Consider the following 19526-nt stretch of genomic DNA (forward strand, 5'->3'; position numbering starts at 1 on the left):
CAGCCGGGCGGGCGGAATCTATAGTGTTTCCTTGTTTTGATCGAGGGCGGTCTCGGTGGCGTGCAGACGCTGGCTGGTAGCAATGGTGGCGGGATGGTCGGGGCCAAAGACATGTTGCTGTATCTCCAGGGCTTGCTGGTAGAGGAGTTCAGCTTCCGCCAGACAGCCCCGGTCTTGCTGAAAGCGGGCGAAATCATAGAGCACGCATGCCGTCTTGTAGTGCTGCGGCGTCAGGTATGATTCGTGGATCTGCAGGGCGCGCTGATAGAGTCTTTCCGCCTCGGCATCTTTGCCCTGTGTGTGGTAGATGTTCGCCAGCCCATTCAGCGTGATCGCTACCTGTGGATGGGCTGATTGAACCTGCTGCTCCCAGATGTGCAGTGCGCGCTGGTAAAATAACTCGGCCTCCACGTACTTTCCCTGTTTGTAGTAGAGCAGGCCTAATCCATTCAGTATGATGCCGGTCTTCATATGCTCCGGTCCCAGCTGCTGCTCGCGGATGCGTAGAGCGCGCTGGTAGAGCGACTCGGCCTCTGAGTAGCGACCCTGCTGGGTATAGAGAAGCGCCAGCGCATTCAAGGTATAGGCTGTCCGGAGATGTTCGGGTCCCAGCAGCTGCTCGCGGATGCGCAGAGCGCGCAGATAGAGCGGCTCGGCCTCAGTGAAGCGGCCCTGCTCCGCGTAGAGAAATCCCAGTCCATGCAGTAGATAGGCCAGGGGAGGTTGCTCTGATCCCACCTGCTTTTCCCAGATCTGCAGGGCGCGCTGGTAGAGCGGCTCGGCCTCGGCGTAGCGGCCCTGCTCTGAGTACAGAAAGCCCAATCCATGCAGGGTAATAGTCAGCAGGGAGGGCTGAGGCGTTGTAACCTGTTGCTCCAGGATATGCAAAGCCCGCTGGCGCAGAGGTTCGGCCTCGGCATACTTGCCCTGCTCATAGTACAGCTGCGACAGTCCATTGAGGGAAGCAACCAGCTTGAGATAATGGTCCGGCCCGGCCAGCTGCTCCCAGATATGTATGGCCCGCTTATTGAATGTTTCGGCCTGCCTGTACATGGCCCGCTCGCCGAGATACGTCGCGGTGCGATCGAACATCTCGGCCGCCTCTGGCAAAAAGAGTTGATATTGTTGGACCAGTGTGTCCAGAGCCTGAACCTGCGCCATATTGCGCTGGCACTTGCGCCAGACGGCAACATTATCTTTGGGATCATCGGGGAAAGCCAGCCAGACGGCCCGCACGATGCGCTCTGTCCACAGGCGTTGTTCCTGCTGTGACAGACGTGCTCTGACGACCACCTGCACCAGGCGATGCAGGCTGAGCAGACGATGCTCCGCCAGGCGTTTTACCAGAGAAAAAGAGAGCAACTCCTCCAGCATCTGGTTGAAGGTGAAGAGATCCGACACAGCCTTTTGTAGCGCGGGTGGCCACTGGCTCGCCCCGTTGATGAGCAGCTCTTCGGGGATATCATCGGGAGAGAGGAATGCGCACAGATTTAACAATTCCGCGGCCGCCGGGTTGACCTGCTCGATGCGCTGGAAAGAGAGAGACCAGGTGGTAGCCACCGACTCGGGATAGCGCATGCTCTGCCAGCCACGGCGCGACAGCAAGGCATGACGATGCTGTTCATAGAGCAGCCGATAATCACAGAACCGGGAGGCGGTCTCTTCGATATAGGCGCCCGCCTGGTCCAGGGCCAGCGGAAATTGTCCGAGCGCGACGACGATCTTTTCCGCCTCGGCCACCTCCTCCGGCAGCGTATGCGGACGTCGCGCGCGCCGCAGTAAGAAGCGGGTCCCCTCTTCTACGCTCATAGTCTCCAGGGTAATCGGGATCGTCAGTGAGCCCACTGCGCTGGCGCGCGTGGTCAGCAAGATATTGCCGTTGCCGCGTCGCGGCAGGTAGTCATAGATAAAAGAAAGATCATCGACGTTATCTACAATCAGCAGCCAGGGTTGCTCGCAATACTCGAACCAGCGGATAATCTCCGCGACAAGCTGACGCTGGTCCGTCTCATTTCTGGCTTTAAACGAGGGAAGCTGTGTCGCCAGTGATATGAAATCGGTCAGAATGGATTCCTCGCTGGCCGCATTGATCCAGATGGTATGCGTATAGAGTCCCTTGATGCGCGCGCGATACGCATATTCCACCGCGATTTGCGTTTTTCCAATCCCACCTAATCCTGTAAGCGCCAGCAGTTGCGTCATGGTAGGCTGGTGAGGGTCGGTCTCGTTGGAAACGGTAAATTGCTGTTCCAACTGCGCCAGTATCTCTTCGCGTCCGGTAAAGTAGGGATTGCGCGTGTATGGCACGGTCCAGAGCATGGACTCCTCGCCAGGTGCGACTGCTGATGGCGTCGCCGTTAGCCGTTCGTTCCTTTCGGGCGTAGAAGCGGGGGCGGCTTCAGGGGCGGGCGTGGGCGAATCTTCGGGAGTGGTGGGGAGAGCATCTTCAACCAGGCCGAGCTCCTGGGGGCTGGCATCAAAAAGAGAACAGAGCTTGATGCGATAGTAGGCACTGGGTTGCTGGTTGCCGCGTTCCCAGCGCTGATACGTAACAATTGAAACGCCTATCTGATCTGCGACATCCTGTTGCCGCCAGTTGCGCAAAACACGTTGCCGGCGCAAGCGCTCATTTCTCGACATGCTTTCCTCTGTAACGATTGGTCAGCAGCAGATGGCTACAGTAAATAGCATCTGACCTGCACTATCTTTGTTCTCAAGCGATGTTAATTATCGCGCAGTGTGGTGCCTGGTATCGGACATGCACATGATATCACAGTATCACGATTGACGATTCCACTGCTTCGTGCAACGAATAGCGCAAACTCGTACCCCTGGGGCGCACCTTCCACCAAAGATAACACCGCTCCTTACCGGCACCGATCAGCGCAAGCGCGTACCACTTATCGTTTGCCCTTTTGCTGGAAATGCTCATGTATTGGAAAAGCTGCGGCCCCCATAGTGCTATGGGGACCGCAACTCCTCTTTTGCCAATGCGCTATTAGCCTACGCGTACAAACTTGATGGCGTCTGCATGAGCATAGTTATTTGTTCTCGTGAGCGTTATACCTGGAGACTACTGCCGCTTCCTCGCACTATTGATCACGTCGAGGTGCCCGGTCAACCTGGCTTCGTCCAGGCTGACGGTATAGCATGCGCTTTGCGGTTCGATGGCCAGTATTAATCGGTTTGCCTGCGCTATCTGCTCCAGATAGGCAAAGTGCTGGCTGTGCTCAAAGCGCAGGATGAGCCGATAGTTCTCATGGTGACTGACGCTCAGGAATAGGAATGTGTCGCTCAGGTGCTGGTCGGCTGTCATATATGTACACCAGGATGGCCAGTAGTCGAAGGCATCGTCATGGTGCTCAAGAAGTCCTGGCAGGCGTGGGTGCTGCTCGATATCCAGCAGAAGTGTCGGCTGCGGAGCGTCGGGCAGGAACCGAAATGGGATTGCTTCCTGCTTCAATGTTGCCAGTTGTTGCTGCCAGAATGCCGTGAATGGCGTTTCACTCGCGTCAGTATTGCTGCATATATACAGGGATGGCTGCCGATGGATGTCAGGTATCTCAAGAATATCAATATCTTTTAACATGGGTCACCGTGCCTTTCTTTCTTCGGGCTATAGTGCATACCAACTTGTAGCGGATGCAAATTCATAGGCCGCTGTTGTGCTTGAGTCGTAAGCGATCAACGTAATCCACTGGTTTTTCACCAGGTTGTTCAATTGTTCATGCCGTACGAGGATAGTGGCTATGCGCTCTGGATCAGCCTCAATGATGGCGAGCAGACGCATGGGTTCGTGATACAGGTCATTGTTACCGTACATGACAGATTGCATGGGAAGTCCGATCAGCAGGTCGCTCTGCTGACCCTGCATTACTCCAATCTGACCGACAACGTTATGCAGCAGTTTGGTATCGCTGCCGAAGGCCTGGTTGTCGATAGTGGAGAAGTAGTACTGCATATTAATCCATTCGCCGACCACCAGCGGGGCCGTCATGATGCTTTCCAGAATGCTGCCGTCTGGATCCTGGCCCTGGTCATAGGAGTGCAGGAAGACACGTCCTTCCAGGTCGAGTTGCTCTGTCAGGCTACGGCGTCCACAGAGGAAGGCAGCGTTGCGGGCCAGCCCCCACTCGGGACGGATCTGAGACCAGTCGGTGGCCCGCTGCTGAACGTGCCGGGTGACGTTTTGTTGTCCCTGGCTGGCGTCGGGCAGGTTGAGCAGGCGCAGGCTGGCGTTGTCTTTTCCTGCTCGGGCAAGATCTTGCTTGAGCTGTTGCAACTCGGCTGCATGACTGGCAGGCACCTGGTCTTCGTTCAGGATGCGGATCTCGTCGGTGGTTGTGTTGTGCTCGCCGGCCAGAAACATGCTCTCTTCAGGTATGGTGATGCCCTGCTCCGCCAGCAACGCCCGAATGGCGGGGCTGTTAAGGATGCTGGCAGTGACGAAGGCACTGTTGCCGCCAGCATTGCCTCCACAGGCACCACAATCCAGGGATGAGGCATAGGGATTATTCTCGGACTGGCTGCCATGACCACAGAGCAGGATCAGGCGCGCGAAATTACTGGTCAGACCGATGCCGCGCAACATGTTCCCGACCATGCCAGCTTGCTCTTCTCTACTCATGCCAGGCACCGAGAGGTCGGTCAGGATTGATGGCTCGGTTGGAACCCTCGGCAAGAGTTTCTCTGTGATTCTGTTCTGTAGCTGTTTCCAGCGGTCGGGTAGCAGGGTTTTGCCCAGGAGAGGAAAGAGGAAGAAACCTCCAACCATTTCCACAAAGGCAAATGGTGTGAGCAGATGCTCACGGAGCGCATGGATGAGCAGGTGCCAGCTATGGATCAGAGCGTTCCCGCTCAAATTCTGCTTGCTTATGGTCCGGGCGTTTGCTCTGGGGAGCTCGCTGACGTGTGATGTGGGCGTGATAAGGGCCGGAGCCAGGGTGAGATTGCCCGATGCCCCAAAGGGATGATAGAGCATCGGTACTCCAAAGAAGCCAGCCACGCCATAGGTTTCATAGGGGCCCAGCGTTTCAATGCAGCGGCGCATGCCCTCGGAGCGTACATCAATACAGAAGAGGGCCTGCACCTGTGCTTTTTGCGCGGCCGCCGTTTTCGGCTCTACGGTTTTGTGGGCGCGCAAGGTGGTGAGCAGATGGTCGCGATAGTGGAGCTCATACGCCTTCTGCCAGAGCACCTGCTGTTTCTCGACACTCCAGCTGCTGGCGAGTTGCAGCAGTCGAGAGAAATGCGTGGCGGGAAGCTCGGCTATCTCCTGCGCCTGTAGATGCACAATATCGCACAGTACAACGAGGCGCGCGATCAGCTCCTTCGTTTGTTCCGGCTCCCTCTCTTTGCCCTTGCCTGTAAAGAGGCTCGTCAACACAGACTTTATATGTGATGGCTGTCGGGCATGCATCTCCAGGTACGTGAGCTCGTAGAAGAGGCGCACAGCCAGGTAGTCGGTGAGTGTGATGGGATAGCGTTGCTGCCATAGGGATTCGGGATGTTCCTCACGCCAGCGTATGATGCTTGCCCAACCAGGAAGCTGTGCCAGGTGACGCATGAACTGTTCGGTCCAGAACATCTGTATGTCGCTGGCTGCTGAAGGAGAGAGGTGCCGCGCCAGACCCTGCAGGCAGAGTTCCAGGGTCGCGTCCGCCTCATCCGGCAGGTCACGAATGCTCTTGTGCAGTGTCCGATCTCCCAGAAAACTGAAGATCCCACCTTCTCCAGCCAGATCTTTCCAGCATTGGTAAAATCCCTTCTCACGTCCTGGCATGCTCCAGCCGGCCTGGCCCTCATCGAGAAAGGCCGCGCACCACAGAACCATCTGGTTGTTGACCATCGTGGTAATCTCTGATGTGACAGGCGTTTCTTCCTGTTTCCCCTCTTCTTGTACGTCCTCCGACCACACTGGATGCGCCGCTGGCAGGCTCTGACTGACCACTTTCCAGAGTTCAGACTTCCCCGCCTTCACCTTCTCAGGGGTCTCTTCCTGCCGCAGCCAGGCGCTGTATACCTGTTGGAGGGGCAGCGTCCGGGTCCCCAGTTCAATACTGGTGGGCAGCGCAAGTGTTTGTTGCAAGGCCACAATGGCGGAGCTTATGTCCTGCTCACTGATGCGTCGTTGTGTGAAAAAGGTACGATACGTTGTCAGAGGGAGAAAACCCTGTCCTCTCCCCATTTTGCGCGCGTCCCGTACGGCCTGGTGAAAGGGGAGATGCTCCAGATTGGCCAGGGCGTTGTTAGCGATAAATGAGTCCAGCGGCCAGTAGGGCGCGATGATCTGGCTCGCTTCGCGGATACAACGCGGAACATCCACCTGCATCTCCATCAGGGCCGGGCTCTTACTCTCTGTGTAGGTTTTTTCCATAAAGATACTCCTGTTTTCTGCTCTTTGTTCTTGCATGGCTTAACCAATCTTTCGCACGCCACGATACAGAGCAAACACATAGAGCCTCTTGAGGAAGGTGTTTATCTGTTGTGGTTGGTGTAGAGATGGCAGGATGATTGAGATCAGGCCCGCGCACAATAGGAAGATGCTGCCGCTCGTGAAGAGCAGACTGTTTGGTGTAAATGGATTCGCGGCCACGACTGGAGCGAAGAATATTTCGATACCGTGGATGGCGATGGTGTAGAGCAAAATGATACCGAGCACACCAATGGTGGCAGGCAGGATGTATCGCGGAAAATGGAAGGAGATGCGTAGCGTTCTGGCAAGTGCGTGGGCGATCGTCATCCAGGCAAATAGGAGGATCATATTACCTGGCTTGAACGGCGGATCAATGGCAATCTGCATCAAGGCAAAGACCAGTGCCACGAGCAGGCCGCTCATGAACAGGATACGCGCTGAGGTGAGCGGCGTGGCGGATGCTGGTGGGGAGAAGAGGCGGCTGCTGTTTTTCTGCTGGATCACCGATCCCGAGTTGAGGAAGGCGTGCGCTTTAAAGAAACCATGCACGATGATGTGCAGCAGGGCTAAAGCAAACATGCCCAGGCCACATTCCAGGATCATGAAGCCCATCTGCCCCATGGTTGAATAGACAAGCATGCCTTTGACATCGTTGCGGGTAAGCATGACCATGGACCCATACAGGGCCGTCAGGCCACCGATGACGATGGCGCATCCCATGGTGAACGGCGTGGCGACGACGAGCGCGCTCAAGCGGATCAGCAGAAATCCGCCGGCGTTGATTAAACCGGCATGCATTAACGCTGAGACTGGCGTTGGAGCTTCAACGGATGATGGCAGCCAGCTGTGCAGTGGTAGTTGCGCTGATTTGGCTATGGCCGCTACCAGGAGTGCGAGCGTGAGTAACGTTCCCTCGACGCCTCCCATGTGCTCCATGCTGGTGGAAAGGATGGCCTGAATACTGAATGTATGGAATAATTGCCATGTAAGGATGAGCGCACATATCAGCGCGATGTCTCCGATCAGGTCGATGCGCAATTTCATCCATGCGGCGCGCCAGGAAAGCGGGCGGTGCTGGTAGTGAGCGAGCAAAAAGGTCAGCGTCAAACCTTTGAGCATCCAGAAAAGGCCGAGCATCAAGAGATTATTGGCCAGAATGACCAGGATCACTTCGAGGGTGACCAGGCTCAGCAGGAAGAAGTAGCGGTAAAAGTAACGCTCCTCCTGCATCGCTCGCAAAGAATAGAGATGGACAATTCCGCTGACCGTGATTACCAGCAGGAGCATGCTCACACTGACACGATCCAGCAGAAAGCCCAGAGGCACAATCTGTGTGGATGCCAGCGGCACCCGTACCAGCGACAGATCGAATGGCCCATGCACGATGACCAGCACAAAGAGGCTCAGCGCACACATCCATAACAAACCAAAATGTATCTGCACATAGCGAGCTATGCGGGCTGTAGATAAATGGGGGAGGAATAAAGAAATTCCCATCAACGTGACCATCAATAGTGGAATGAGTAGCAGCGGCAGCAGTATCCCATTCGCTAATACACTGACCATATAGTTCCTTTCTTCCCAAAAAGATGCTATGATTACCGTGTAAACGTAGTTGCGAAAATCAAAACACGAAATATAATTCATGTATTATGATGCGGTAAAAAGGAGTCGTTTGTCAAGGTTTCTGTAACGTTTCCTGGAAACTGGTGGATCGGCAGCTCAAATTTGGGAATAGTGTGCTCGTGTTAACCACATTTGCTTATGGAAGGGAGAGATGCCGTTATGCGTCCTCGATGGACATTTTTAACCAATCATGCCCAGGTCTTTCTGTGTGTTACCCAGAATCCTCACCTGACTGCCAGGGAGATCTCGGCAATAGTTGGTATTACCGAGCGTGCAGTGCAACGCATCTTAAGCGATCTCGAAGAAGACGGCTACGTGCAGGCTTTCCGTGAAGGCAGAAATAATCGCTACACCACCGATCTGGATATGCCACTGCGCCACCCGGCCCAGCATGGACAACGCGTTGGTGATCTGCTAGAACAAATCATGGAAGAGACCTCTGACAATAACTATTCTTAAAGCTCAGGTCTCTTCCAGCATCATTTTGCATCGGGCTTCAATATATGCTACAATTTTCGTGATATGGTTTTCGTATGTTGAACCTATGGTATGCCGTTCAATTGTGTGAGCAGAGCTCGCCACCAGAGACAGTGTTTGATTCTCGTCACCCTGGGGGTGAGTGAGCGCCCCCGCACGCGCGTCCGCTGCGCAGCCGCGCTGGTTTGTAAGTTGGTGCAGCAGGGGCGCAAAAGCGCCCCTGCTGCACCAACTTACCATGGACTCATGAGCACCAGAAGAGCGAAAGCTCAGGCGCGCTGCAAGCCATGATCATGCAAATCCAACACTGTCAGAGAGTGTGTTTGACCCTTATCACTTTGGGGATATGTGAGCGCCCCCGCACGCGCGTCTGCACCGGTTTGTATATTGTTGCATCGGGTGCGCATCCGTGCACCCGATGCAACAACCTATAAGAACGTGTCTGACTCTCATAATGATGGCCTGCGGTCTGCATCGGTTTTCGCACCTTCGGTGCTCAGCATTCCGTTATGTATTCGTGCATGGGCGCGCATCAGCGCGCCCATGCACGAATACATAAAATCGGTGCGGCCGCGGAGCGGACGCGCGTGCGGGGGCGCGCATGCACCCCCAACATGACGGAAGTCAAACACATTCAGAGAGCAGCAGCCATGACTGTTTTTCAATCGTATGAGGTAAAATGATGCAACAAGCGGAGTCATCTCATTCTGAGAAGAGTAGCTCAGTCAGAGCGTCTCATGATCATCCATATGCAGGTAGGAGTGTCTCACTGGCGACCAAACATGGGAAAGAGGGGCAGATCGCTCCTGCCTTCGCCCAGACGCTACAGATGCGAGTGGAGGTTCCGGCAGGCATAGATACGGATGTGCTGGGTACATTTACTGGCGAGATTCCACGCACAGGTTCGCCTATGGAGACGGTCTATGCCAAGGCGCGCCTGGGTATGCAGATCAGTGGATCTCCATTGGGCCTCGCCAATGAGGGAAGCTTTGGACCGCATCCTGCTATGCCCCTGATGCTGGCCGATACAGAGCTCTTGCTCTTCATCGATGATGAACGCGGCATCAAGGTACAGGAGGTTCTGGTCAGTGAGAAAGTGGTGGCCGCGCAATGTACGGCACGAACGTTCGCTGACTTAGGAACGTTTCTGGAAGGTGCTCATTTCCCATCCCATGCGCTCATCGTGCGTCCAGAGGGCCTGTTCCAACCCGACCTGATCTTTAAGGCGGTCACTGATCCACAACGCCTGGAAGAGCTCATCACGCTATGCGCGGCCGAATCGCCAGCGGGTCTGGCCCATATCGAGAGTGATCTGCGCGCTCATATGAATCCTACGCGCCGCCGCGTGCTTAGCCAGCTAGCGGAGCAACTGGCACAGCGCCTGGCTCGTCTGTGTCCTCACTGCGCGACCCCTGGCTGGGGCATCGTTGATCACGAGGCGGGACTGCCCTGTAGCTGGTGTGGTCAACCAACTGAACTGGTGCGCGCGCTAATCTTCGGTTGCCCCGCCTGCACTTCCCAGGAACGCCATGGACGGCCAGACGGATTGCAGAGCGCCGATGCCGGCCAGTGCCCTTTCTGTAATCCCTAGTGCAACCTCAAAGGATCTCCTATGTGTATCGCTTTATCAATCGGCGTTCAATCGCTGTGGTGTTTTAATGAGTATAATTTTTGACCATGACCGCTGAAGAGAACACACATTTCTTTTGCCTCTGGTTGACCAACCTATAATCAGAATCTGAGAATTTGCGCACCGGGCTTGGTATCGGGTCCCCTGATATTAATGGCGTATTTATCTGGTTAGAAGAGAAGCATGTGGAATTGATGGTGCTCTGGCTTAACGCTATATTTTAATTGTTATGCTTATAAAAAATAAGTTTTTTGTGATATTTCTGTGACGGCAAAATATTCTATGTGATGTCTCTGTGATGATCAATATTATACGTTTGCACTGAAGCAAGAATAGGCTTATTTATCAGTTTGAGCGGCTAAGTAGCAGGGATAGAGAAGGAGGATATTCCATGAATGTGAACACTATTACACAGCTCTTTAGTATTATCGCTGTATTTATATCTTGTGCCGGTGTAGCTCTGAGTTGGCGCATGGGAATTGTAACCCGTATAAACACAAACATATGGGAAGTGTATAAGCAGTACAATAGTGATGATATTAAACAGGCCAGAGCTAATGTTCGGGCTATCATGCAGGACCCTGAATGGCAACAGGTGGAGGATCTCAAATCATATCAGCTCTATTTTCAGTTGCCTATAGTAACATGTGACGGACCGAATGAGGTACGACAAGCGCTCTGGCGACAGGAACAAGATATTCACCGTTTACTTTCCTTTTATCACCAGATTGGTGTTTTTCTGACGAGACACTTGTTGGATGAAGATGCCACTTTATTCTTATTGGGTGGAGGTTTAGATGATCGCTGGAATGTGCTGGCACGAGTTCCCGGTTTTTTTCGCAATCATCCTTATGAAGGCATGTTTGTATTGTATGATTGCTATCTGAAGTGGAAGCAGCGCCATCAGCATCTTTATATCGATCAACACGTATTGGAGCATGCTATCATGAAGGACACAGCAGACTAATACAGCTGTTTGCGTGTATAAATGATGTTGGTCAGTCATCATCTCATCAGGGAGACAGGTCATGATACAGGCAGAGCGCTCTCTTTTTGTATTTATTTCCTATTCACGTGCTGATAAAGAATTGGTAGATCGCCTGAGGCGTGATTTGTACACTCATGGTATCAGTGCGTGGATCGATCAGGAAAGCATCCAACCGGGTACTCCTGATTGGGAAGAGGCGTTGCGTTCGGCAGTGCGTTCATCCAATGCTGTGCTCCTGATCGCTTCTCCGCGTGCCCGTAGTTCGCGTTATGTTAAGGATGAGCTGCGCATTGCTGAAATGTATCGACGACCAATTTATCCTGTCTGGGTCGCGGGTGACCAGTGGATGGAAGCCATTCCGATCGGCTGGGGCAGCACGCAATATATCGATGCTCGTGCGGATAACTATACCCAGGCGATCCAGGCCATTGTAAGGAGCGTGTATCAGTCTGCCAACTCCCTTGCCGCTGTAACTCCGGAGCCTGTAACTCCGGCGCCTTCCACTTTTGAGCCGCGCAATCCCTACAAAGGGCTACGGGCCTTCACCAGTGCCGATGCCCATGACTTCTTTGGGCGCAGTGCCCTGGTGGATGAGCTGATGCACGCCTTGCAAATGACTTTGCAGGAGGAAGCGTGGACTACCCAGCAGGTTCGTCCGGTACGGTTACTATCGGTTGTTGGTCCTAGCGGGTCCGGAAAATCGAGTGCCGTGATGGCAGGGCTACTACCAAAACTCCAGATGGGTGCATTAACGGAAAGCCAGGAGTGGATCTATCTTTCCCCTGTGGTGCCAGGGGCTCATCCGTTGGAGGCTTTGACTCTGGCACTGGCCGAGAAATTATCCGGCCGCAGCTTAACCTCAATACGTGAGGACCTCAATGACGACTCCGCCCGCGGGCTACACCTGCTAGGGTGTTCGTTGTTACCAAAACCCAGGTCACACATGGTTCTGCTTGTAGATCAATTCGAGGAGTTATTTACACAAACGATTGATGAAGCTGAGAGACGCCATTTTATTGATCTGTTGGTGGCGGCTATGACCGAACCGCAGGGACCGATCATCGTCATCGTGACTTTGAGGGCCGATTTTGATGATCGCCCGATGCGCTATCCTGACTTAGGGCAATTGTTAGAACGACATCGTGTACCATTGCTACCTATGGAATTAGAGGATTTGCGGGCTATCATTGAGAAGCCTGCAGCATTACCGGATGTTCTGCTTAGCTTTGAGGGTGACCTGGTCGGTGATTTGCTCTTCGAAGTACAGGGGCAAACTGGCGCTCTCCCTCTCTTGCAATTTACTCTCGAGCAACTATTCCAGCGGCGCAGCGGACATCTACTAACTCTGCAGGCATATCATGACCTGGGAGGCGTAAAAGGGGCGTTAGCCAGTCATGCAGAGGATGTATACAATTCGCTACCCACGCAGGAGCACCATGACCTGGCGCGCGATCTTTTCCTGCGTTTGATTGATCCAGGAATGACCGAGCAAGATACGACTCGGCGCCGGGCAGCCCTGGCAGAACTTACGCTACCTGATCCGAGACAAAGTGCCCTCTTTCAGGAGATCGCGACCACATTTGTGGCCGCCCGGCTGTTGACGACCAGTACTCGTGCTGGTGTAGCTACTATCGAAGTTAGCCATGAGGCTCTGATTCGAGAATGGCCACGCCTGGCAGAGTGGTTGCGCACCAATCGGAATGACCTCCTGCTGCAAAAATCTATCAGTATGGATGCCCTGGAATGGATAAAATATGGGCAACCTGACGATCGTTTGTACCGTGGTACGCAGTTAGATGAAGCGCGGACATGGGCAAAGCGTAGTCGGCCCAGCGCGAACGAAATACACTTTCTTGAGGCAAGCGTTGATGCTCAAGAGAGAGAAGTGACTGCGGAACGGGCACGGCAAACTCAGGAACGGAGTGTGCAGATTCACGCCCAGAAACGATTACATTATGCGCGTATTATGACTGGTATAACCTTTATCTTGTTGATAGCAGTGTTGCTGGGGGCACTTCATATCCAAGACCAGCAATTAAAATCGCGCCCAGTTGCAGTGACCAAACCTGACGATCATGGTGAGGGATCGTTGCGCAATGCCATTGCAATTGCTCCCCCGGGGAGTGCGATCACATTTGCTAAAGATCTGGGTACGACCATTGTCTTAACCACGGGGCCATTGCAGATTAATAAGAATCTGACGATCAGTGGCCCCGGTCCTGATCCTTCTCACCTTGTGATTAGTGGGGGCGACAGCAGCGTCTTCAAGATAACGCATGCAGGTACCGTCACGCTCTCCAATTTGACGATTAGCCATGGTCACGGCAGTCTTAACCTCTATAAGACGCCAGGAGAAAAGATTGGTGGAGGGATTAATAATTCGGGTACGCTGGCGATTGTTCATAGCGTTATAGCTGATAATACTGCTGTTTCTGGTGCAGGCATCAGCAATTTAGGGACACTGACCATTACCAATAGCGAGCTTAAGAGAAACAGGAGTAGTAAAGGTGGTGGTGCCATTGATAATTTAGGGACACTAACCATTACCAATAGCACCATTGCTGATAACATGGCTACTACTGGTGGAGGCATTCAAAATGAAGGCAAACTGATCATGCATAATAACACCATTGTCAGCAATACTGCCACACAGGGTGATGGGGGCGGTATCCTTAATCAGCCTGCTGTGACTGCTGATATGGTAAATAACACCATAACAGCCAATCGCGCTCAAAGAAGTGGAGGAGGAATCTCCAATAGCGGTGTAACCAGGACTGTCTATAGCACTATTTACGGAAACCAGGCTGTCGTAGGAGGAGGAGTTGCCAGTGTAAAAGATAGTTCCTCCTCTGCTGAGCTCGGGATGACGGTGGAAAATAGCATTATCGCTGGAAACATCGCTGATAAGGGGCCTGATGCCTCAGGGACTATTACTCTTCTCAATCCGAATTTGATTCAGCATGTTCCCGATCCAACATTACATCTTGTTTATGGTGGCGATCCTCAATCCAAAGAGCATAGACTTGCTGGAAAGTCCATTTTTGGACAATCTCCGAAGCTGGGTGGACTAAACAATAATGGGGGGCCAACCCAGACGATGGAGCTGGCCGCAGATAGCCCGGCAATTGATCTTATCCCTGATAATGAGCCTACCTGTGGTGATAGATCCGCGATAATCATTTCCCACATCTCTTATAGTTATGACCAGCGTGGCAAGGTACGGGGAACGGGTAGAGGTTGCGATCTCGGAGCTTATGAAAGGAGCCTGCCCAATATTCGCAATCCCTATTTCCCATATACTGGCTCGCTCGTGATTGATGATCAGCTTAGTAGTAGAGACCATTCTGCCTGGTCAGAATATGAATATACGAGATTTGTAGAAAATGCATATCGTATTAAATCTGTAGAGCATGGCATACAGGGGGTATCTGCTGGTATAGCATTAAAGGATTTTTCCTTTCAAGTTGATATGACAATTCTTCAAGGCGATGCTGGAGGTGTTGCTTTCCGGCTAGCGTCTACGCGTCTGCAGCAGTACTATGTTTTTGGTATTAGCCGCCGAGGAACCTACACATTTCGCCTCAATAACGGTTTTAAGGACTCAGACGTGCTTAAAAAGGGACGCAGTTCAGCTATCCATTCTGGCTTAAATCAACGTAATGTGCTTGCGGTGGTAGCTCAGGGACAGACCTTTGATCTTTATGTGAATCATGTGCACATTGATACTATCAAAAATGATGTACTCGCTCAAGGCTTTTTTGGCCTCGTTGCTATCATTGATACACCTAATTTAACTGAGATTGCATTTAAAAATGCCCGGGTATGGTCGTTATCAGAGGCGGAATGAGAAGTAAGATCACGATCGCATGTTTGAGGAGACGGAAGGTGTCGCATTGTCTACCATTGGCGAGTACAAAAAGGGAGAATTAAATGGAAATTACGCCCGAAGTTGTCAAGGGATTGCCATTTCGTCCTTTTCGAAAGACATCTGCGTTACGTGCTCGCCCATTAACCTACATGGATTATATCCAGCGACAAGGGATTATTCACTCATTAGAGGCTTCTGCTAGTTTTCATCCAGGAGATTATCTTGCCTGTGGAATTTTTGATGAAGAGTGGCTGATATCGGCCAGGTTATTGCATGCGGGCTATGAGCCAGCGAGTTTTCCCGATCAAATGGGTTTTGTGACATATTATCCAAAATCCTCTATTCGGCAAGCATGCCAGATATCAGAACCATTTGTGCTTCATTGGAACGGTGTCGTATATCTAGGCAAGGCAGGAGATTACCTGGTCAGGGCAGAAGATGATATATGGATTGTTGATCGAGTTATTTTCGAGCACACGTACCAGCCAACTTCCAGCGTAACGTGAACTATAGCTAAAATCGACAGCCGAACAAACGAATATCATAAGCTTCAAGAGCCTATCCATGCCTCTGAACAGACCAACCATGGCTTGCAAGCTGTAGGATTATTTTCTGGTAAGCTCTCTTTTTAAGAGATCCCCGTCTCTTGAGGGTTGACGAGGTCGACGTAGGCGCACCGCGCGTAGAGCGGGCACTCGCCGCACTTTGGCTTTTGGGCGTGGCAGATCTGTCTCCCACGGAGAACAAGTCCCTGGCAAATTTCAAAGACCTTCAATAACATAGTACTCTTTTGCCAGTATCTCTCCTTAAAAGGCTTAAATACATAGAAGGTTTGTATAATTAAACTGCACATTTGACGATAAAAGTTATGAGGAAATTGTATGCAGGTAGCGTTCAGTCAGGGAGAACAATTCATTGGCCAGACCCTGGGCCCTTATAAATTAGAGAGTCTTATCGGGCAAGGACAATGGAATGCAGTCTACCAGGCTCAACAGCAAACGCATAGCCGTAGCGTCCTTTTGACCCTTTTTTTTCTTCCGGAGACGTACTCAGCAAGCGCGCGCAAACGCTTTATCGACCGGCTTTATCGAGAAGGGGCGATGCTGGTCAAGTTAGACCATCCACATATTTTGCCGTTGCTCGATGTAGGCGACCACGATGGCTACACATATGCGGTCACCCCCTTGATTCCCGGTACTTCACTTGCCCAGGTATTGCATCATCAAGGTTATTTTTCTCCCGAACAGGCCCTGGAGGTGGTGAAACCGCTGATGGAAGCCTTGAACTATGCCCATGGAACAGGTGTGACTCATGGCGCGATAAGCGCTGCCAATGTGCTTTTCGATGCAGACAAACAGATACGCCTGGCGCGCTTTGGTTTCAACCGGCTTGGTAGCATACAGGGCATTGAAATGGCACTCTCCCCTTATCCACATCTCTTAAGTATCACAAGTACGCCACTGCCTGGAATCGAATATTTTGCGCCAGAGGTTATCCAGGGGGCTCTGGCTAATCCACTCGCCGATATCTATGCGACCGGCTTGCTTCTTTTTGAGCTTTTAACCGGCGAGCTTCCTTTCAAAAAGGTCAATTCACTGGATGATGTACAGCAACGGGTACAGTTTGATGTGCCTGCTCCCTCCAGTATCCGACCCGCGATATCGCCGCATATCGATCTTGTAATACAGCAAGCAACACAGCGTGATCCCGCTCAACGCATCCAGACCGCTGATCAGCTGGCCAGAGCATTTGAGAAGGCCCTTTACACCCCTACCCCTCATTCTACACTGCAGCCGGACCAACCAGCCGTGGCTCAAAATAATGATGGTACGCTTGATTGGGTAAATCAGGAACTACCTATGCAGACCGCTGGCGCGGCGTCCGCAGCGTTCGCCGAGGGGATCACTGCCAGTTCGATTAAGACGCCACGAATGCAACAAACTGCTAAGCCTGCTAAGAGCCGCCGTCGGGTACTGGCGCTACTGGCGACCGGTGGCGTAGCTAGCGCGGCAGTATTGGGTCTTGGGAGCGTTGGAATGGCCTATGTATTTCGTTCTCAACCATCACCATCTTCACCGACGGCCAATGTAAAGAATCCCACCGCTACCGCACCTGCCGTCAGTACGCCAGAACCAACAAAAGTAGTTAAAAAAGACGTTACGCCTACTCCGCAAACCAATCCTCAGGCACAACCAACGACTGCCCCACTTCAGGTAACGCAAACAGCTGCGCCTACCCCCCCTCCCGCGCCAGCAGCTACTGGTACCGTGATTGGATCAACCAGCATGGCCATCAATACAGCCGCGAATTTTACCAACCCCGCAGATAGAGATGCTAGCATCCTGATTCATCTACCAGACGGCAATTTCGTAGCCTATGAAACCGCCTGTACGCACAAAAGAGTGCCAGTGTATTATGATAGCGGCTCGCATACATTGGTATGCCCTGCCCATGGTGCCATATTCGATCCTGCTCAGGGAGGTGCAGCCATCCGCGGCCCTGCTACAAGGGCTTTAAGTACTGTCACTATTCACATCAATGCAGATGGCACTATTACAACGGGCTAACATTTTCACAAAGAAGCGCCAGGCAGCTCTGCATTCAGTACTTCTTCATTGAGTGAGCTTTCCCCGCTTTTGCTATCAGATCTTTTGCTCAAATTAATATGTAATGATTTACTGGCTGCTCCGTGTTTGTCTGCTGACTGGTATGTGCTGTGCCTGTTTTATGGTGCTCCGATACTGCTCGACCAGCGGCGTCTCATGGCGTACAAGCGTTTGCTGGTCATTGACCGCGATATCCCACAGGCCCAGGTGCAGCAGATGATCCTCTAAGCTTTGCTCGGTCAAACGGTATTCCCATTCGATCATTGAGAACAGTGGGAACCAGGTATAACCGATGACAGGAACTCCTTGCTTATGCATTTCATGGATCGCTTCAATAGTTTCCCGCAGCCAGGCCTGGCGATTTTCGATACTGCCTGCGGCACTTGTCTCGGTTACGAAGAGAGGGAGGCGTGTATGCTGATAACAACGCCGTAGGACCTCGGCGAGCAAAAGACCATTCTGTGGTACACTGGATTTCCGGACCTGCCCTCCCTCGTCGTGATAGATCTCCTGGGCCGACCAGGGGTAGAAATTGACTCCCAGGATATCTTGCTGCACTGGCTGTATGCGTAACCGGGCCAGTTGTGGTTCGGTGGCTCCGTGTTCAATCAACCAGGAATAGAGCGGATGCTCTGTGTCGACCCGTCCGGCTACAAGATCCCAGCAGAGAAAATCCATTTGATCCAGGCGCACTGCTTCCGGCCGATCCTCCTCCCGGCGCGGCTGCGACCAGTTCATGGCCTCCACCGCTATTAATGTCGCCTCTGGATCGTTACGGCGAATCACCCTGCTGGTTTGCTGTATGCCTTGTGCCAGAGGCAGCAACACGCTCACCAGTCCACGCTCACCAGTCAGATATGGCGGCCACTGACCTCGTACGCCACTGTATTCGGCATTCACCATGGGCTCATTCAATGGCGTATAAAATTGTACAAGCCTTCGGTAACGTTGTACAAACGCTTCAGCATAGGCGGCTACCCGTTCGGGATAGTGCGCGTCCAGGAAACTTTCGGTCATCCACAGTGGTGTCCCATAGTGCACCAGGTCGATAATGGGTTGTATATGCAACGTGTTCACCATATAGTCTAGCACCTCATCTACCCAGTGCCAATCGAACACCCCTGGCTGCGACTCCACACGGTACCAGGGTACACCCCAGCGCAGCATCGTAATGCCCAGCGAGGCCGCGCGCTCAAGGTCAGCGCGCCATTGCCTGTAGTGTTGTGTCAGTTCATATTCTTCGAGAGGCCGCAATCGCGGACCACTTTGCGGGATAAACGTATCTTCAATCCCACCCGCCCAGAAGAATTTACCATTCCCCTTTAAAATATCTTGCCCCATCAATTTTCCCTCTTCCGTCTCTTCCTTAACCGCTGTCTGACGACATCATGGACAATATGCTATAGATTACAACGTCGTAATAGATAGCATATTGCCGTGGCTTATGCAAACTCCCTACAACGAATAGTATAAACCTCAAGAGGTTATCCAGGTTTTTGAGCAGGCAAACAGCGATATGTTATAAGCATAAGATAGATGCACAGTTGAATCCCATTTTAAGAGATTTCTGTCTTCTGGGGATTGACGCTGCCGACATAGGCGCACCGCGCGTAGAGCGGACACTCGCCGCACTTCGGCTTTTGGGCGTGGCAGATCTGCCGACCGTGGCGGATCATACCCACATGCAGACCATAGACCCAGTCCGGCGGCGCGATCCTGGCAAACACGATGTGAGCCTGGCCCGCGCTGACCTTTGGCTCGATCAGGTAATTCTCATACTCAAAAAAAACCATCTATTTGCGTATTAATTAAGAGAACAGAAGACGGGTATGATTTAATATGCATTTCCTTGATCTCATCTTATCTGGCAGAATATATGCACTATGACGTCCGGGTGTATAGAGATGGTTGCCGCA

13 protein-coding genes are annotated in these 19526 nt (G+C 52.5%); 6 read left to right on the forward strand and 7 right to left on the reverse strand.

What is annotated here, in order from left to right; genetic code table 11:
- Nucleotides 1–18 precede the first annotated feature (18 nt).
- The 4 genes from fxsT to KTT_RS20140 form a co-directional block, all read right to left on the reverse strand.
- The gene (gene fxsT, locus KTT_RS20125; protein ID WP_126597693.1) at nt 19–2640 is read right to left on the reverse strand and encodes an FxSxx-COOH system tetratricopeptide repeat protein; all 2622 of its coding nucleotides are present in this window, start codon (nt 2638–2640) and stop codon (nt 19–21) included.
- Between the two features lie 433 nt (nt 2641–3073).
- The gene (locus tag KTT_RS20130; RefSeq protein ID WP_126597694.1) at nt 3074–3589 is read right to left on the reverse strand and encodes a hypothetical protein; all 516 of its coding nucleotides are present in this window, start codon (nt 3587–3589) and stop codon (nt 3074–3076) included.
- A gap of 27 nt (nt 3590–3616) precedes the next feature.
- Entirely contained in the window at nt 3617–6376 is a 2760-nt protein-coding gene (locus KTT_RS20135; protein WP_160145998.1) for a DUF2309 domain-containing protein, read from the reverse strand.
- 39 nt (nt 6377–6415) lie between these two features.
- A complete protein-coding gene (locus KTT_RS20140; RefSeq protein ID WP_160145999.1) occupies nt 6416–7981 on the reverse strand; it encodes a proton-conducting transporter transmembrane domain-containing protein in 1566 nt (521 codons plus the stop codon).
- A 219-nt stretch (nt 7982–8200) separates the two neighbouring features.
- On the opposite strand from KTT_RS20140, the gene KTT_RS20145 reads away from it, so the two are divergent.
- From KTT_RS20145 to KTT_RS20165, 5 genes are all read left to right on the forward strand, one after another.
- Nucleotides 8201–8500: a helix-turn-helix transcriptional regulator gene (locus KTT_RS20145; protein WP_126597697.1), complete on the forward strand. Its 300-nt coding sequence runs from the start codon at nt 8201–8203 to the stop codon at nt 8498–8500.
- A gap of 697 nt (nt 8501–9197) precedes the next feature.
- On the forward strand, nt 9198–10109 hold the full coding sequence (locus KTT_RS20150) for a DUF6671 family protein (protein WP_218030940.1): 912 nt from the start codon (nt 9198–9200) through the stop codon (nt 10107–10109).
- Nucleotides 10110–10539: 430 nt separating this feature from the next.
- Nucleotides 10540–11115: a hypothetical protein gene (locus tag KTT_RS20155; protein ID WP_126597698.1), complete on the forward strand. Its 576-nt coding sequence runs from the start codon at nt 10540–10542 to the stop codon at nt 11113–11115.
- 61 nt (nt 11116–11176) lie between these two features.
- Entirely contained in the window at nt 11177–14983 is a 3807-nt protein-coding gene (locus KTT_RS20160; RefSeq protein ID WP_126597699.1) for an nSTAND1 domain-containing NTPase, read from the forward strand.
- An 83-nt stretch (nt 14984–15066) separates the two neighbouring features.
- The gene (locus KTT_RS20165; RefSeq protein WP_126597700.1) at nt 15067–15510 is read left to right on the forward strand and encodes a hypothetical protein; all 444 of its coding nucleotides are present in this window, start codon (nt 15067–15069) and stop codon (nt 15508–15510) included.
- A gap of 122 nt (nt 15511–15632) precedes the next feature.
- Here the strand turns inward: KTT_RS20165 and KTT_RS37710 are convergent, their stop codons facing one another.
- Entirely contained in the window at nt 15633–15857 is a 225-nt protein-coding gene (locus KTT_RS37710) for an iron-sulfur binding domain-containing protein (RefSeq protein ID WP_126597701.1), read from the reverse strand.
- A gap of 28 nt (nt 15858–15885) precedes the next feature.
- Here KTT_RS37710 and KTT_RS20175 point away from each other — a divergent pair, with 28 nt between their 5' ends.
- Entirely contained in the window at nt 15886–17571 is a 1686-nt protein-coding gene (locus KTT_RS20175) for a protein kinase domain-containing protein (RefSeq protein WP_126597702.1), read from the forward strand.
- 108 nt (nt 17572–17679) lie between these two features.
- Here KTT_RS20175 and KTT_RS20180 read toward each other — a convergent pair whose 3' ends face one another.
- Both KTT_RS20180 and KTT_RS20185 read right to left on the reverse strand, forming a co-directional pair.
- Complete coding sequence (locus KTT_RS20180; protein ID WP_126597703.1) at nt 17680–18951, reverse strand: family 1 glycosylhydrolase; 1272 nt, start codon at nt 18949–18951, stop codon at nt 17680–17682.
- 215 nt (nt 18952–19166) lie between these two features.
- Nucleotides 19167–19403 (reverse strand): iron-sulfur binding domain-containing protein, encoded by a 237-nt coding sequence (locus tag KTT_RS20185; RefSeq protein ID WP_126597704.1) that lies wholly within the window; start codon nt 19401–19403, stop codon nt 19167–19169.
- Nucleotides 19404–19526 lie beyond the last annotated feature (123 nt).

Source organism: Dictyobacter aurantiacus (assembly GCF_003967515.1).
Lineage (GTDB): Bacteria > Chloroflexota > Ktedonobacteria > Ktedonobacterales > Ktedonobacteraceae > Dictyobacter > Dictyobacter aurantiacus.

Bases quoted from the DNA above. Each gene is read 5' to 3' on its own strand.
- KTT_RS37710 (WP_126597701.1), bottom strand. From the start codon at position 15,857: ATGTGCAGTTTAATTATACAAACCTTCTATGTATTTAAGCCTTTTAAG.
- KTT_RS20180 (WP_126597703.1), bottom strand. From the start codon at position 18,951: ATGGGGCAAGATATTTTAAAGGGGAATGGTAAATTCTTCTGGGCGGGT.
- KTT_RS20155 (WP_126597698.1), top strand. From the start codon at position 10,540: ATGAATGTGAACACTATTACACAGCTCTTTAGTATTATCGCTGTATTT.
- KTT_RS20165 (WP_126597700.1), top strand. From the start codon at position 15,067: ATGGAAATTACGCCCGAAGTTGTCAAGGGATTGCCATTTCGTCCTTTT.
- KTT_RS20185 (WP_126597704.1), bottom strand. From the start codon at position 19,403: ATGGTTTTTTTTGAGTATGAGAATTACCTGATCGAGCCAAAGGTCAGC.
- KTT_RS20160 (WP_126597699.1), top strand. From the start codon at position 11,177: ATGATACAGGCAGAGCGCTCTCTTTTTGTATTTATTTCCTATTCACGT.
- fxsT (WP_126597693.1), bottom strand. From the start codon at position 2,640: ATGTCGAGAAATGAGCGCTTGCGCCGGCAACGTGTTTTGCGCAACTGG.
- KTT_RS20140 (WP_160145999.1), bottom strand. From the start codon at position 7,981: ATGGTCAGTGTATTAGCGAATGGGATACTGCTGCCGCTGCTACTCATT.
- KTT_RS20150 (WP_218030940.1), top strand. From the start codon at position 9,198: ATGATGCAACAAGCGGAGTCATCTCATTCTGAGAAGAGTAGCTCAGTC.
- KTT_RS20175 (WP_126597702.1), top strand. From the start codon at position 15,886: ATGCAGGTAGCGTTCAGTCAGGGAGAACAATTCATTGGCCAGACCCTG.
- KTT_RS20135 (WP_160145998.1), bottom strand. From the start codon at position 6,376: ATGGAAAAAACCTACACAGAGAGTAAGAGCCCGGCCCTGATGGAGATG.
- KTT_RS20145 (WP_126597697.1), top strand. From the start codon at position 8,201: ATGCGTCCTCGATGGACATTTTTAACCAATCATGCCCAGGTCTTTCTG.
- KTT_RS20130 (WP_126597694.1), bottom strand. From the start codon at position 3,589: ATGTTAAAAGATATTGATATTCTTGAGATACCTGACATCCATCGGCAG.